Source organism: Bartonella sp. AP36NXGY (assembly GCF_042195865.1).
Lineage (GTDB): Bacteria > Pseudomonadota > Alphaproteobacteria > Rhizobiales > Rhizobiaceae > Bartonella.
Map to the genome: position 1 here is coordinate 48357 of NZ_JBHIPD010000007.1, position 15935 is coordinate 64291.

The 15935-nt window shown below is 34.4% G+C and carries 12 protein-coding genes and 4 tRNA genes; 8 read left to right on the top strand and 8 right to left on the bottom strand.

Features of this window, described 5'->3' with window-relative positions; all coding sequences use genetic code 11:
* Positions 1–2 precede the first annotated feature (2 nt).
* On the top strand, positions 3–2537 hold the full coding sequence (locus ACFINX_RS04415; RefSeq protein WP_375668380.1) for a response regulator: 2535 nt from the start codon (positions 3–5) through the stop codon (positions 2535–2537).
* 281 nt (positions 2538–2818) lie between these two features.
* Here ACFINX_RS04415 and purN read toward each other — a convergent pair whose 3' ends face one another.
* Together purN and purM are read right to left on the bottom strand one after the other, a co-directional pair.
* Positions 2819–3430, bottom strand: a complete 612-nt coding sequence (gene purN / locus ACFINX_RS04420; RefSeq protein ID WP_375613082.1) for a phosphoribosylglycinamide formyltransferase — start codon at positions 3428–3430, stop codon at positions 2819–2821.
* Positions 3427–4536, bottom strand: coding sequence for a phosphoribosylformylglycinamidine cyclo-ligase (purM, locus tag ACFINX_RS04425; RefSeq protein WP_375613081.1), 1110 nt, complete (start codon positions 4534–4536; stop codon positions 3427–3429). The genes purN and purM overlap by 4 nt, the downstream gene beginning before the upstream one ends.
* A 158-nt stretch (positions 4537–4694) precedes the next feature.
* Here purM and ACFINX_RS04430 point away from each other — a divergent pair, with 158 nt between their 5' ends.
* The 5 genes from ACFINX_RS04430 to ACFINX_RS04450 all read left to right on the top strand — a co-directional run bounded on the left by ACFINX_RS04430 (position 4695) and on the right by ACFINX_RS04450 (position 7891).
* On the top strand, positions 4695–5906 hold the full coding sequence (locus ACFINX_RS04430; protein WP_375668381.1) for an AI-2E family transporter: 1212 nt from the start codon (positions 4695–4697) through the stop codon (positions 5904–5906).
* On the top strand, positions 5903–6592 hold the full coding sequence (gene hdaA / locus ACFINX_RS04435) for a DnaA regulatory inactivator HdaA (protein WP_375651267.1): 690 nt from the start codon (positions 5903–5905) through the stop codon (positions 6590–6592). Before ACFINX_RS04430 ends, hdaA begins: the two co-directional genes overlap by 4 nt.
* Before the next feature lie 711 nt (positions 6593–7303).
* A tRNA-Pro gene (locus tag ACFINX_RS04440) sits at positions 7304–7380 on the top strand.
* Positions 7381–7469: 89 nt separating this feature from the next.
* On the top strand, positions 7470–7775 hold the full coding sequence (locus ACFINX_RS04445) for an ETC complex I subunit (protein ID WP_273791168.1): 306 nt from the start codon (positions 7470–7472) through the stop codon (positions 7773–7775).
* A 39-nt stretch (positions 7776–7814) separates the two neighbouring features.
* Positions 7815–7891: transfer RNA gene (locus tag ACFINX_RS04450), tRNA-Arg, on the top strand.
* Positions 7892–9763: 1872 nt separating this feature from the next.
* Here ACFINX_RS04450 and ACFINX_RS04455 read toward each other — a convergent pair.
* The 3 genes from ACFINX_RS04455 to ACFINX_RS04465 all read right to left on the bottom strand — a co-directional run bounded on the left by ACFINX_RS04455 (position 9764) and on the right by ACFINX_RS04465 (position 12059).
* A tRNA-Val gene (locus ACFINX_RS04455) sits at positions 9764–9838 on the bottom strand.
* Positions 9839–9935: 97 nt separating this feature from the next.
* Entirely contained in the window at positions 9936–10298 is a 363-nt protein-coding gene (gene cpdR / locus ACFINX_RS04460; protein WP_005773448.1) for a cell cycle two-component system response regulator CpdR, read from the bottom strand.
* An 843-nt stretch (positions 10299–11141) separates the two neighbouring features.
* Entirely contained in the window at positions 11142–12059 is a 918-nt protein-coding gene (locus ACFINX_RS04465) for a serine aminopeptidase domain-containing protein (RefSeq protein WP_375668382.1), read from the bottom strand.
* Positions 12060–12317: 258 nt separating this feature from the next.
* On the opposite strand from ACFINX_RS04465, the gene ACFINX_RS04470 reads away from it, so the two are divergent.
* Entirely contained in the window at positions 12318–12785 is a 468-nt protein-coding gene (locus ACFINX_RS04470; protein ID WP_375611558.1) for an Hsp20 family protein, read from the top strand.
* A gap of 251 nt (positions 12786–13036) precedes the next feature.
* On the opposite strand, the gene ACFINX_RS04475 is transcribed toward ACFINX_RS04470, so the two are convergent.
* Positions 13037–13113, bottom strand: a tRNA-Pro gene (locus ACFINX_RS04475).
* A gap of 606 nt (positions 13114–13719) precedes the next feature.
* Between ACFINX_RS04475 and ACFINX_RS04480 the strand changes: the two genes are divergently transcribed.
* Positions 13720–14085: an iron-sulfur cluster assembly accessory protein gene (locus ACFINX_RS04480; protein WP_273791397.1), complete on the top strand. Its 366-nt coding sequence runs from the start codon at positions 13720–13722 to the stop codon at positions 14083–14085.
* Positions 14086–14155: 70 nt separating this feature from the next.
* Here the strand turns inward: ACFINX_RS04480 and mazG are convergent, their stop codons facing one another.
* Positions 14156–14971, bottom strand: coding sequence for a nucleoside triphosphate pyrophosphohydrolase (mazG, locus tag ACFINX_RS04485; RefSeq protein ID WP_375611559.1), 816 nt, complete (start codon positions 14969–14971; stop codon positions 14156–14158).
* 33 nt (positions 14972–15004) lie between these two features.
* Positions 15005–15934 (bottom strand): lipid A biosynthesis lauroyl acyltransferase, encoded by a 930-nt coding sequence (locus tag ACFINX_RS04490; RefSeq protein ID WP_273791402.1) that lies wholly within the window; start codon positions 15932–15934, stop codon positions 15005–15007.
* Position 15935: the final 1 nt, after the last annotated feature.

Consider the following 15935-nt stretch of genomic DNA (forward strand, 5'->3'; position numbering starts at 1 on the left):
AGATGGATAAAGATTTTGAGAATAATGAAAGATCAGCGTTTTCGTTTCATCGGAGAGTTGTGATTTTTGGTGTTGTTTTTGTATTAGGTTTTCTTTTCATTGTGGGTATTTTAGGTTTTTTTTATCCACAAAACTATTTGCAACAGGCGATATCAATATCTTTTTTGATTCTAGCAATGATCGGTGTTGCAACACTCGTTTTGTGTGGAATGGGAATTTTAAGATATCATGTGTGGTCGCATGAAGATTTTGATTTTAGCATCTTTAATAGGAGCGATGATGCAATTGTAATCTCTGATCTTTCTGGTTTTGTTTATTATTCTAATCAAAACTATCGAAAAATTCTGACCTATAAGCCTGAAGTGTCTTGTTATAGGGTTATTGCGGATCTTCCAGGAGCTGGTGCACTCTCGTACCGCTTAAAGGTTGCAGCCTGTAATAATCTTGCAGCGCAAGAGGAATTAAGAGTAGAACAGCCAATTTTTACTGATTCTACACCAAAAAAATCTGTTTGGTATAATATTTCCATTCAACCTATCAAAAAACAGAAAAAAAAGCTTTTATTTTGGCGTATTGCTGATATTTCGCACTTACAACAAACGCGAGAAGTTTTTTTCTCGAACCTTCAAGAGGCTATCAATCACTTGGATCAAGCTTCTATTGGTTTTGTATCCGTTAATAGACAAGGAACTATTCTTTATGCCAATGCGACTTTTGCAGAATGGTTTTCAATTGATTTAGCGAATTTCTCAATTGGTCAATATAATTTTGATTCGTTATTTGATAGCGTTGGCGCTAAGAGCTCATGGAGTGATATCTGTTTACAAACCAACAGATATCAAAGTTCAGGTTACTCTTTACCCTATAGGTTTTCGTTATGTTTAAATTCACACACGACTTGTGAGAAAATATTCCATTGTCTTATATCTGTTTCTTCTCTCTTAGAAGAGGAAGCCATTTATCGTGTTGTGATCATTCCACAACAAATACAAAAAGAAGAGGATGATCAATTAAAATTACCCAGTATATTAGAAGAATATTTTGATGCGAGTCCTTTTGCAATAGCCGTGGTGGATCATGCAGGGCAATTGGTTCATATGAATAAAGCTTTTTCATCACTCACGGGATGTATGGACAAAGCTGTCAATTTTTATGATGTTATTTCTCGTCGTGATTGTGTGCAGTTAGAGCGTTCTTTTCAGAGAATTGCGACAAATAAAAATTATTTTGTTTCTCTAGAAACTGTTTTAGAAAAAAATGAAGAATGCCATTTACGGCTCCATATTATGTCTGTACCGCCCTATCATGGTGATGCATTGCAAGATTTGCTTATTATCTCTGTCATTGAAACAACCGAACAAAAAACACTTGAAGATAAAATGATGCAAAGTCAGAAGATGCAAGCTGTAGGACAATTGGCTGGCGGCATTGCTCATGATTTTAATAATGTTTTAACAGCAATTTTAATGTCGTGTGATCTTCTTTTAAATACGCATCGTAGTTCTGATCCTGCTCATGCTGATCTGATCAATATTAAAAACAATGCTAATCGTGCAGCTGCTCTTGTCCAACAATTATTAGCTTTTTCTAGAAAGCAAACACTTCGACCTGAAGAAGTCGATTTTACTGAATTTTTATCAGATATCCGCAATCTTATTTTACCACTTTTGGGGAATAATATTCAGTTAAAAATTATCCATGGAAGAGATTTGTGGAGCGTTGAAGTTGATCAAGCATCTTTTCAGCGTGTTATTATGAATTTGGTTATTAATGCGCGTGATGCCATGTTAGATGGAGGTATTGTTACGATTGCGACAAATAATATTACAAAGCAACAAAGTGCTGAATTTAATCATCTTGGATTAGCAATTGGCGAGTATGTGCAATTGACTATTTCAGATACAGGGGCTGGTATATCTGCTGCTATACAAGAAAAAATGTTTGAGCCATTTTTTACAACAAAAGAAGTTGGAAAAGGAACAGGACTTGGTTTATCAATGGTTTATGGAATTATCAAGCAGAGCGGTGGGTACATTTATTGTGAAAGTAAAGAAGGTGAAGGAGCAACATTTCATATTTTTCTTCCCCGTTATATCCCCAATATAAAAGGAGAAATTTCTCAAAAGATTGAAAAAGATGAAGAGAAAGATAAAAATATAGACTTAACAGGATCTGCGACTGTTTTATTGGTTGAAGATGAAGATGCGGTCAGAATGGGGGGGGTAAGAGCTCTTCAAATGAGAGGATATACGGTTTTAGAGGCAGCAAGTGGGGTGGAAGCACTCTCTATTCTTGAGGAACAAAAAGGAGAAGTTGATATTATTGTTTCCGATGTGGTGATGCCAGAAATGGATGGGCCCACTTTATTGAAGGAAGTCCGTAAAAACTATCCTGATATCAAATTTCTTTTCGTTTCTGGATATGCAAAAGATGCCTTTGCTAAAAATCTTCCACAAGATGCTGTTTTTGGTTTTTTATCTAAGCCTTTTACACTCAAACAGTTAGCTGTAACAGTTAAAGAAACACTTTCGTCATAAACAAAAATTTATGCAATAGAAAATTGCGTATTTTAAGATTTTTTAGGCGAAATACGAGAGTATTTTGATAAATAGAGCTTATGATAATGTCATAGAATTGAATAAAGAAGAAAAATTTTAAAAATGAACTAAAATTCAAAAAATTACATATTTTGTGCAAAAATTTATGAAGAGATGGACTCTATTATGTCAATATTTCATAGAGATTTTCAATTGTAGATACTGAGCAAAAACTATGTGTAAAGCATTGAAATATGCTGATTAATAGATTGTTGATACACTCAAAAAGATAAAAGCTGTTGTTGCGTATCGACCATTTTGCTCTTCCCTTCAATAAATGCTTTTAAGGCTTCGGGATAGAGTTTATGCTCTGCTTTAAGAACTCTTTGTGCTAAGCACTCAGCAGTATCATGGGGATAGACTGGAACGGCTGCTTGGGCAAGGATTTTTCCTGCATCCATGTCTTCTGTAACAAGGTGAACAGTGCAACCCGTGATTTTTACACCTGCTTGTAAAGCTTTTTCATGTGTGTTTAAGCCTTTAAATGAAGGCAAAAGAGAAGGATGAATATTTAGAATTCGTCCTTCATAAAGTTTTACAAAACGTGGTGAGATAAGGCGCATATACCCTGCAAAGCAGAGAAAATCCGGTTTATATTGATTTAAAATTGTAAAAATATTTTCTTCATGCTCTTCTTTTGTTTTGTAAATTTTACGATCAACAATATGAATAGGTAAGTTATGGTTTTGCGCTTTTTCAATACCGTTGGCACGCGGATTATCGCAAATAACCGCGACGATTTCAGCAGGATATGCCGTTTGTTGGCTAGCTTGAGCAAGGGCGACCATATTGGATCCATTACCAGAAATGAAAACGACGATTTGTTTTTTCATAAATGCAGTACCCCTTTATAAAGTATTCCTTTATTTTGATCTTGGCATTTTGTTAAAATGCCAAGGGGAGTTACAGTCTCTCCTTTTCTTTCAAGAGCTTGTGTAATTGTTTCAGCTGCATGCTGTGCTACGATAATGATCATGCCAATACCACAATTAAATGTTCTTAACATTTCTGTTTCTTCTATTTTACCTTGTTTGGCAATCCATGAAAATACTGCTGGAACATTGATGCTAGAAAGATTAATTTCAGCGCAGAGAGAGGATGGAAGGACACGTGGAATATTTTCAGGAAAACCTCCACCCGTAATATGAGCAAGAGCTTTAATCCCTTCATATTTTCGCATGATGGGAAGAAGCGATTTTACATAAATGCGTGTTGGTGTAAGAAGTGCTATACCAAGGCTGCTTTCGGGGGAAAAAGGGGCAGGGTCATTCCATTTGAGATAATTTTGCTGGATGATTCGTCGAACAAGCGAAAAGCCATTGGAATGAATTCCAGAGGCGCTTAGACCTAATATAATATCACCTTCTGTCAAATCTTTTGAAGGGAGTAGCTTGCTACGTTCGCATGCTCCAACAGCAAAACCAGCTAGATCATAATCTCCCTCTGCATACATTCCTGGCATTTCTGCAGTTTCTCCTCCAATAAGGGCAGCACCGGCTTGTTTACATCCTTCTGCAATACCGGAAACAATCGCAGCTCCTTGTTCAGGGTCAAGCTTTCCAGTTGCAAAATAATCCAGAAAAAAGAGAGGTTCAGCCCCTTGTACGAGTAAATCATTGACACACATAGCTACAAGATCAATACCTACAGTGTTATGGTGACCTACTTCAATGGCAATTTTTAATTTTGTTCCCACACCATCATTGGCTGCTACTAGGATAGGATCCGTAAAGCCTGCTGCTTTTAAATCAAAAAGTCCACCAAAACCGCCAATTTCTGCATCTGTTCCGGCTCGTTTTGTTGCGCGTATAAAGGGTTTAATTTTTTCTACCATGGCATTACCCATATCGATGTTTACACCGGCTTTTGCGTAGGTAAGACCAGCTTTGGATTTATCCCCAGCCTTGGATTTATTATTTGTAAGATCTTGATTGCTCATTGGAGCCTTCCTTTAATGGAAAATCAGGTTTTGATATTATGCAATGCCATGATAGAGTTCTCTCTGCAAGAGATATTGATAAGAAAATAAGCAACTTTTCTTGTACCTTATTTTGAAGTTGTTTATAATTTTTTGTGAAGAATTTTTTAGGATATTTTATGAGCAAGATATCAGATAATCACGGACAGTCCTCTTGGCAGCTTATGAGAAAGAAAGTGAGTGAGAATACATCTCGTGATCGTTATAAGACTTATGTGCCAGCGTATACTCAATTACCTTTGCCGAATAATATGAAAAGACAAATCTTTTTTTGGCTTGGTACGCTGATTTTTTTCATTCTTTTTATGTTTGTTTTGGGATCAATTTTGCTTCCTTTTGTGGCAGGGATTGTGTTGGCTTATTTTCTCAATCCCATTGTTCAATTACTTGAAAAATTTGGTATTCGTCGTGTGTTTGGGACTGTCCTTATCACCCTATTTATTGTTATTACCTTTGTTGCTGCTTTAATTATTTTGATTCCTGTTATTAGTTGGCAAATACAGCAATTTATGAGTGATGGTTTACCTGTTTACATTAATCGTATTCAAACCTTTTTTGTTGAGCATGATTTTGATTGGTTAAGGCGCTATTTTGGAAGTGATCCAAATGAATTACGGAATAATATTAAAGGATTTTTGGGAGAAGGTTCGGATTTTATTACGTCTCTTTTGAATTCACTTTTAAAGTCAGGAAAATCAATCGTTAATATCGTTAGCCTATTTGTTGTGGCACCTGTGGTGGCATTTTATATGTTATTAGATTGGCCACGTATGGTAACAGCAATCGATTCGTTAATACCGCGGGATCATCTGGAAACCGTTCGTAGTATTTTTCATGAAATGGATAGAGCTATTGCAGGCTTTGTTCGTGGACAAGGAACAGTTTGTCTCATATTGGGAGGCTATTATGCTATTGGTTTAACGATTACAGGACTCAATTTTAGTCTTTTGATTGGTATGTTTATTGGTCTTATTAGCTTTGTTCCTTATATCGGCACAATGAGTGGTTTGGTCCTTTCTGTTGGTATTGCATGGGTCCAGTTTTATCCCAATAATTGGGGGGGAATCATTGTTGTGATGGCACTTTTTTTAATTGGTCAATTTATTGAAGGTTATATTCTTCAACCCAAGCTTGTAGGTTCATCAGTGGGATTACATCCCGTATGGTTGATGTTTTCACTTTTTGCTTTTTCTTCACTCTTTGGTTTTACTGGTATGCTTGTTGCTGTTCCTGCGGCAGCGGCTGTTGGCGTTTTAGTTCGTTTTGCTCTTCATACTTATCTGAGTTCTCAGATGTATTCGCGAAGCGGAAATTCGGAGCCGCTAAAATGAATGGGCGTGAAACGCAATTATCTTTAAATTTTCCTTATGATCCGATTTTTCAATTTGAGGATTTAGTGGTAACGGAAAGCAATCGTATGGCTTTTCAGCTTATTGATCACTGGCCCAATTGGAGCTTACCTATTGCAGTTTTGGTTGGTAAAGAAGGCTCTGGAAAAACGCACTTTTCTAATATATGGCTCCAAAAAGCAGATGCTTTCAGGATTCAGCACAATGAAATTGATCAGGCTATTACTATGGCTTCTTTAGGCAGATCATTTTTAATAGAGGATATTGATGCAGGTGAAATCAATGAGACAGAACTTTTTCATTTAATTAACAGTATTAAGCAAGCAAATCTTGATGCACGACAAGCTACTTTATTGATGACGGCACGAACACTTCCTTCCGCTTGGAATTTAATGTTAAATGATCTAAAAAGTCGTCTTAATTCGGTAATGTTCGTTGAAATTAATCAGCCTGATGATGCATTGTTAACAGCTGTTGCATTTAAGCTTTTTTCAGATAGGCAACTTATTGTACATCCAGATACGGTTTATTATCTTGTAAGTCGTTGTGAACGTTCTTTATTTTCATTGAAGCGTGTTATTGATTCTGTTGATCAGTTGGCATTACAAAGAAAAAGAAAAATAACACGTTCTGTTATTGCTGAAGTTTTGAATAGAAGAAATTCGTAAATACTCCTTATCATGGCTTACTTATTCTGTCCTTCTACTATCGTTTCAATACGTGGAAAGACAAGTCATTTAAATTTTCTCCTTTTTGGATATCTATATAAGAGTAAAAAATAATATTTTTTACTCTTATCGTGTGTTTATTTTAAATAGCTTTGAGATTTTATTGTATGATGTTGAATTCTTTCCATCTTCGCATTTGAAAATTTTTCTAAAAAGAGCGCTTTATTTTATTTATAATGAAATCTTTGTGCTTTGAAAAAATGTTTGTTGTTTATGGATTTGGATTGTAGAAGATTCTAGAATTTTTAATAAAAGAGTCCTTGGGAAGATAGAAAAAGAGGGGAAAAAAGCTTAATACAGCTGAATTTTTTGGCTTATGTTCTCTTTGGGAAAGTTTTTCTATGATATTTAAGTCATTTTTTTCTAAAATTGTATCTGTGGAATGTGTTTTGATACAATGAGAGCTTGCTTAAAAAAGGACAAAAATTATGAAGTCCTTATAGAGAAATTCATTCTTTTTTAATATAGATTGGATTTTCTACGGAGGTTATTTTCTACTACTTGTTAATAAATCTGTTATTGAGTAGGGAAAAAAATTTAAAAATGTGCTTTTTTGTAAAGAAATGCAACAAAATTAAAAAAAAGTGTGTTTTTCTCTTGCACTTCTGTTGTGAAAATTTTAGGAAATGTGCATCAAGTAAATGTAAATGGCGGAGCGTAGCGCAGCCTGGTAGCGCACCTGATTTGGGATCAGGGGGTCGTAGGTTCGAATCCTATCGCTCCGACCATATTTGATTGAGTGTGTGAGAATGACCCAATTGGGTACGTGTGGTGAGAAACTATCATTCAAGCGTTGTGTAATCTGAAGGAAAAAGGCATGATCGCACGTATTTATAGTCCTGCTAAGACAGCTATGCAGTCAGGTAAGGGGAATACAGGTTTTTGGATTCTAGAGTATGAGCCGGTGAAAGCGAAAATGCTTGAACCTCTTATGGGGTACACGGCAACGTCTGATATGAATAATCAGGTAAGAATCCGATTTAATAGGAAGGAAGAAGCGATTGCTTTTGCGCGTAAGAATGCTATCTCTTACCGTGTAGAAAAGAAACATACATCGATTCGACGTGCTATTTCTTATTCTGATAATTTTCGCAGTGATCGGCAGCATTCTTGGACACATTGAATTAAAGATGCTATTTTGAATTGAGAAAATAATCAGTTGGGTCCCGTAGCTCAGCTGGATAGAGCAACGGCCTTCTAAGCCGTGGGTCACAGGTTCGAATCCTGTCGGGATCACCATGTTTAAATGATATTAATAGGCTATAAAAAGTTAGAGAGTTTTCCTTTTATTCTATTAGCTTATTTTTCTGTATACTCCCGAACCTTTTTAATGTTTTTTGGTTGATTTTGTTGCTAAACGTTTTCTGTTGACTGTTTTAGTATAAAATGATGCTGTTTTCTCTTTTTTCAGTAAAAATTGCTTTTGATTGCTGAAACTTTAGCATTGCATATTCTTGCCGCGTGTTGCTACTATATCACATGCTTTAGGAAACAGATTACAAAAACTCTTTTTTATGAGCTTCTTTTCATCTTTCTGAAAATGAATATTTTATTTCTTAGATTAGATTTAAGCATTGCGGCTAGTGCTGGTGAAATTGCCAAAAAACATCTATTGTGATTTTTTTATTTTTTATGAATAATATTATTACGTTTTTTAGCATGATCTTTGGTAAGATCGATTTTGATTAGATACAAGGCATGATGGATTCGATTTAGAACAGTTTATGAAACATTGAAGAATAAAAACGATATCTGTTTATGATGAGAATTTACAGATGGCACAAGAGGTGGAAAATATCTTCTTGTCTTGGAAGCTGTGATTCATAACGAATTACTTCTTTATAGTTTTTTCGTATAAAAAGATGTTATATGTGCCGTCCAGATAAGATATTGTTTTTTCAATGAGAGACACTTGCGGACAATTTGATTTAACGTGATTGTCACTGTTTCTCAGGTATGGTTATAGGTTTCATCAATGTTTAGGTTTTCTTAGTCTTATAGGTTTAAGAATGTATACTGTATATTTATATGAATGAAGATAGATTGTATCTTAGAGTTAAATTTTTAGATTTCATATTTACATTTTCAAATGTTTTTTCTTATTTCTTTATAGTTTGTACATCATGTGAAAAGTATTTTAATATTGGATAACAATCACATTAAAATGTTATGCAGATGAGCTCTGAAGATCTAAACTCATACGGTTCAAGGTGATCATTATTTCAATAAGAATACAGTGTGAGGAGAATGCCATTTTACAGGCTTTGTTTTAAGAGATATCTCTTAAAGCTCACTTCACGCTGGCGCTCATAAATGGTACAATGATAAATCCATTGAGCTCCATCATATTTACATTTATGAAGAAACAAACTGACATTATCATACACTTTGCCTATTTTCCAGCCCCCGATGTTGCGATAGATCTTAGCACTTGAGGTAGTTATCGGCATTTTTGTGCTTTTTTATACAATTTTTACTTAATACTAATTCCTCTTATGACGTGTAAGAGAGACGGCTTTGTTTAATTCAATATAAATAGGTTTGAAATGAGAAAACATTGCGATATTCGGATTTCTCATTCAACATGGCAAACAATAAAACATGATTATAAATCAAATGTATTTTTAGAATGAAAAAATTTGCTTTTATCGTGTTTTTTACTCTTTTTAATATTTTATTATAATCTGTAATTGGTAAACTCAAAATACAGCTCTAAGGTTAAGTGTTTTATATCTATCGAAGTGACTGTGGTTATATCTAACTGTTTGGACAACAAGTTGTATACCAATAGACATGAAAGAATTAAGAAAAACAGGGGATAGATCAGGAAACAAACAATATTTTTTAGAACGGAAGCCTATGCTTGTGGAAAGAATTTTAAAATCAAACTTCTAATCTGTTGCAAAATGAGGCTGTTATTACGTTTGTGATACTTTTAGATGGCTTCCCCTAAGAGGCGCTATTAGAACGTAAAAAATATTAGAAACACTCCGTAAAGTATGCCCTTTGTAGAGGCATGTTGCACAATCTTATTTCCGAATCTTTATTTACGCATCCCGTACCTTGGAAGAATACGATAATTCAATAATTTATTTATACTATAAAGTTGAATGGTGGGCGTGACAGGGATTGAACCTGTGACCCCTACGATGTCAACGTAGTGCTCTCCCGCTGAGCTACACGCCCATTCATTGATGTTGCATACACCATATAGAATGCCAAACGTCAATGCCTAATTTTATTTTCTCTTTCAACAGATGCAAATAACTTTAAAAAATACTTTTTAAGCAGCGATAAGGATCTTTTCAACCTCATTGACGAGTTCACGTAAGTGAAATGGCTTAGAGAGAACCTTTGCATCAGGAGGGGCATCACTATTTGAATTGAGTGCTACCGCTGCAAAACCCGTAATGAACATTACTCGTAAATCAGGGTCAATCTCAGTAGCACGTCGTGCGAGTTCGATTCCATCCATCTCTGGCATCACAATATCAGTCAGGAGAAGGGAAAATGGCTCTTCTTGTAAACGTTCATATGCGCTAATACCATTATCGAAATCGGCGACTTCGTAGCCTGCACGTTCTAGGGCTTTTACGAGAAAGCGACGCATATCGTTATCATCTTCTGCGAGCAGGATTCGTTTCATGATTATATTCCAATGGCTCCATTTGTCAGAGTTTTGCCGCATCAATTATACAATATAGAGTATTTATAAAAAAGATGGTAAAATGCTCATAATTGAAATGAATGGCAAAATGGTTAATTCTTACATTCTGATTCAAAATACAGCATATTCGTTGTGAGTTGGTTAAATTCGAAATATATGTGATTTTGAAAAAAGAAGGGGTTCTCTAAAACTACTAAGATGATTCATTACTATCTTTTCTTTTAAAGTTACTGATTATTATCAGAATTCCATTAAAAAACTTATGAAAACCGTTATTGTAGGGACTTCCTATATCGAGAAATTAAAAGAATATTATGTTAATTTATTGTTTTTAAAAAGTTCTCCTAAGAAATAGAAATTTTATAGTTATTTGTTTTTATAGAGATTTGTAATAAATATTATAAATGCGCTTTATTTCCAGTTTTTTTCCTTAAATAGATGAAAAATATTGTTTTCCTAGATATAATATTAAATTATCACTTAATAACAGATCAAAAATAGTATTTTGATGCTTTATTTATAAATATGTATCATGTTATATTAAGATAGATTTATTATTTTTATTTATATAAATAGTTTTTTATTAAGTTATTTTTTATGATATAAAATAATATTGTTTAATGTAATGATATACTTTGTATATTAGTTTTTTTATTAGAATGCGTGGTGAATATTTAGGTCATGGCTTGCCTGTAGAGGCTAGAAAACGAATCATATGAGTGGTTGGAAAGTAAAATCCATTATATTAAAAAGTGTTTGTAGATCCAATGCTCGTAGAAAATTTCTTTTTTGATAGGGCGGAGCGGAAATTAAGGTTTAGTGTTATTTTACAGATACATTATCGGGAATAAATGCATCAAATGCAGCCCAAAATTGCTTTTTATAATCTTCGTTAACCATAATTGTATCCAGTTCAGCGCCTGTAATAGTAATACTTTCTGTCAGACGTGTGTGTTGGCATAATTGCTGCACTTCAATGTTGTTTGCAATATTATTTTGATTGGCAAGAATAAAGAGTGTTGGGATTCGTAAATCTCCATGAAGTACATTTCTCTTCACAGAATCAATCGCATTAAATACTGATGCTATCCATTGGGATGTTGGGGGCTTAATGGAAGAGAGCGGCACTTTATGTATGTGTCCCAATTGTATATTTTTTTGTTTTGTTTTGTTTAATTTTTTACCATCTTTCACTGGTATAAAGCCAAGACCTATATCAGAAAGAAATTGTGTTAATTTATGTTGAAAACCATTTGTTTTATTGCCGAATGGAGCAAAAAGGGGAGAAACACAGAGCAATCTATTAAACTGATGATTAATGAGATCTAATCCGCTAAGTGCTATCAATCCACCTATGCCATAGGCGAGCATAGAGTAAGGTGGCGGACAATTAGGATAAACAATATTTTTAAGAAATTTATATAAGTCATTAATATCATTATTTATATCAAAACAATGATGTCGGCTTTGTTTTCTTATCTTGAAGGATGTTTTTTCTTGATCAAAGCAGTCAAATATTGCTGTATGAAAACCGCGTTTAGAAATTTCATTTATTAATAAAAAATATTTTTCTAAAGTATTTGCGTAGCTTTTGAGAATAACAATTGTTCCCTTAGATTTTTCCACCTCAGGATATGTTATAGCAAAACGAATTTCGTGATCTATTGCTATTTTAAGAGTATCATGATGGATATTAAGAGAAGTGGAACCCCAATCTATGGGATAAAGAGGTGTTTTCAATTGAAATCCTTTACAGTGTATTTGCCACTTAGTACTTTGACATTTATGTAATGAAGAAAGAGGATTAAAAAAGGGGTATATTGCTTTTTAGATAGTTTTTATCAATTTAGGTCCCAAAGAGTTGAAATAAAGAAAAACGATTACTAGATAATATAGTGCGGTTGCCATAATGGGGCCGCAGGTTCACAAGTAAGTTTGCCATATGGGAACTTTGTGAATTAGTTATAAATTATAGTCGCTCTAGAGGAGGGCAATATTATGCGTCAAGTAGATTTTTCACCATTTTATCGTTCCACAGTAGGTTTTGATCATCTTTTTAACTGGTTTGATTCTAGAACACAACCAGAGGAAGTTTCTTCTTATCCCCCTTATAATATCGAGCGTTTAACTGAAGATTCTTATAGAATTTCTATGGCTGTTGCTGGTTTTTCTCAAGATGAAATTGATATTGAAACGCATTGTAACCAGCTGATCGTTAAGGGAGACAGAAAGTCTAAAAATGATGATGAAGAGCGAGAATTCCTTTATCGAGGTATTGCTTCGCGTGCTTTTGAACGGCGGTTTCATTTGGCTGATCATGTTAAGGTTATTGGGGCAGAACTTGGAGATGGGCTTCTTCATATTCAGCTTAAAAGGGAAATGCCAGCTGAATTAAAACCCAAAAAGATAACCGTACAGATGTCACCATCCATTACAAAAAATGATAACAGCGACGTTATCGTGTAAAGAAAATTTAGAAAATATGAGATCGGATAATTATAAATTTTTCTGAAAAATAAAAAACGCGAGGCAAAAGGTCTCGCGTTTCGTATGTGTTTTCCTAAGAACGAAGCGCATTTTAATAAAAAAGCTTATCTCGAATTTATGATAAAATATCATTGCACATTATTCTACGTTGAAGAAAAAGTTCATGTGTGTGCAATTGAAATGCATAATGATTCACTTTTTAAGTAAGCTTATTTATAGCATTTTAAAAATGGTCGGAGCGGCGGGATTTGAACCCACGACCCCTTGACCCCCAGTCAAGTGCGCTACCAAGCTGCGCTACGCTCCGAGTTCGTGTAAAACGATTAAATGACTGTTTCTTTAAAGGCAAGAGAAAAAATAAACAGAATAAAATCTAAAATGCTCTTGCACTTAGAGCTTTTGAAAGTAAAAATTTTGGACATCAATATTTTGTTGTTAATTCAAGATAAATAACGAATTTGTAAAATTCTTTGTGATCATTAAATTTTTAGCTCTATAGTTAATAGATGTATGCATTTAATTACTTTTGAGATTGTGAGGAGGGGGGTAAGATTGGTGTAGAAGGTATGAATTGGAGCAAATGAGTGCTGAAGGTATATTTTTTTCTTACCTAATCGTTACTTTTCTAAAAAGATAAAGATTTTCAAAAGAAGAGGAGTGAATATATGGTTTTGAAAAGTTTTCGTTTTTTAGAGTTTTATAGACGAGGTATTTTCATTTTATATGGATAAAAAATTGTAAGTTCTGGATTGTATAATCACAAATCTCATTTTACGGGTATGTATTTTTATCCAAATAAACAAGATCAGAATGCTTTAATTTATGTTTTGTTGTTTTTTTTCTAAAATATCAGATAAAATATTATAGAGGAAAAACTTTCAAAGTGTCTATTGAACTAAGAAAAGAGTAAACTATGAGCCGTTTTTCGGTAATAAATTTGACGCAAGCAGCAGTGGATCGTGTTAAAGCGATTATGGATGCAAAAGATGCACAGGGTATTCTTGTTGGTATCAAAAAAGGTGGTTGTGCAGGGATGGAGTATACAATTACTCTTGTCAAAGAAAAGGGGATAGATGCGGATGTTGTTGAAGTGAATGGTGCCCGTGTTTTTGTAGCACATGATGCGGTATTATTTTTATTAGGGACGCAGATGGATTATGAAGTGACAACGCTGCGGTCTGGTTTTATCTTTAAAAATCCTAATCAAGTTTCAGCATGCGGGTGTGGAGAATCGGTGGAACTTCGTCCTGCTACGCAGGATCAATATAAAACAAATTGAGCTGAGCTAAATTATAATTTAGTAATTTTAGAGGGGCTTATTCTTTTAGGTAGAAGAAATCTACTATTTTTTATTGTTCATTTTTAGCTTGCTTCCAAAGTGCTTCCATTTCATTCAAGGATGCGTCAGTGAGTGTTTTAGATTGAGTGGATAGCTTTTCTTCAATATAGGCGAAACGATTTCGAAATTTTATATTCGTTTTTTTTAATGCTTTTTGTGAATCAATCGCTAAGTGGCGCGCGAGGTTAAGGAGTATAAAGTAGAGATCTCCAAACTCTGCTTCTATCTCTGAGTTTTGTTTATTTTTGATGGCTTCTTTGAGCTCTTCGAGTTCTTCTTCTATTTTTTCAAAAACTTTATCACTTTTTTGCCAATCAAAACCTACTTTAGCTGCTGCTTCTTGTAAAGCAAGTGCCTCTTGGTTTGCTGGCTGGATTTGTTTTACTTTTGCGAGTATGCTTGTGGAGGAATTGTTGTTTTTTTCTTCGCACATTCTTTTTTGTTCAACCTGTTCTCTTTTTTTTATATATTCCCACTCCTCTTTTATAAATCCTCGTTTTTTTTGCTCGGTATTTCCAAAAACATGAGGATGGCGTCGAATCATTTTTTCTGTGATTGCATAAACAACATCTTCAAAAGTAAAGCTGCCTTCTTCTTGTGCTATGGTAGCATGATAGACAACTTGTAAAAGAAGATCCCCAAGTTCTTCACAGAGATCCTTTCGATTCTTTCGTTCAATGGCATCGATGACTTCGTAAACTTCTTCGAGCATATAGGGTATGAGGGATTCAAAAGTTTGTTTTTTATGCCAGATACAACCATTATCAGAGTTTCGTAATGCAGTGATAATTGCAGTGAGATCTTTGATATCTTTTGAGGCTAACATTTTGCACTTCCTTTGTAAGCAATAGAGCTTATGTTAGATGTCCCAACGTCTATGTAACCACATCCATTGTCCAGGATATTCACGGACCCAAGATTCAACAATATCATTTAATTTTTGTGTAGAAGCAGCTATATCGATATCATTTTTTTCATCACGTGGAAGTTCTACATGTTCATATAACTCTAAACGATGACGTCCACTAGGCAAACGAATACAACGTGCTGGATAAATATCACAGTCATATTGTCGAGCAAGTTTTATAATTAAGGGGTTTGTTTTAAGAGGTCTGTTAAAAAATGTTCCCATGATACCGCGGCGAAATTTTTGATCAACGAGCATACCAACATTTTCACCTTCTTCTAATTTGGCTGCTAATGCCCATGCTGCACCGGCTTTGGAGGGAACAAGATGTCCCATAGAAGTTTGTCGTGCTTTAAGGATTCGTTTGGCAACATAGGGATTATTGGGTGGTCTAAATAATACCGTAACATTAAGATCAAAACTTTGTGCACAAATAGGCAGAAGTTCAAAATTGCCAGTATGTGCGGTGAAAAAAATATGTGGTTTTTTTTCATTTTTTAATCGCTCAAATATTTCAATGCCTTTAACCTCAATGAAACCTGGCTCGTCTGCATGAGGATCAAAATCAAAAATTTTATCAAGAAAAATATATTCAGCTAGGAAACGTCCTATATTTTCCCACATTTCTATTGCAATCGCACGGAGTTCTTGCTCTGTTTTTTCTGGATATGCACTCCTAAGGTTTGCAAGTGTGATTTGATGACGATGTACAAGGGGACCAATTTTTTTTGCTAACCAAGCAAAAAAAGAAATTCCCATTTTGGCTGGAAAACATTTTAGAATAAATAAAGAACCAAAGAGTAGATATGCCCATAACAAGTAGGATATTTTTTTAGCTATAATTTTAATACGATATATGAGATTTTTAAGAGAAAGCTTCATC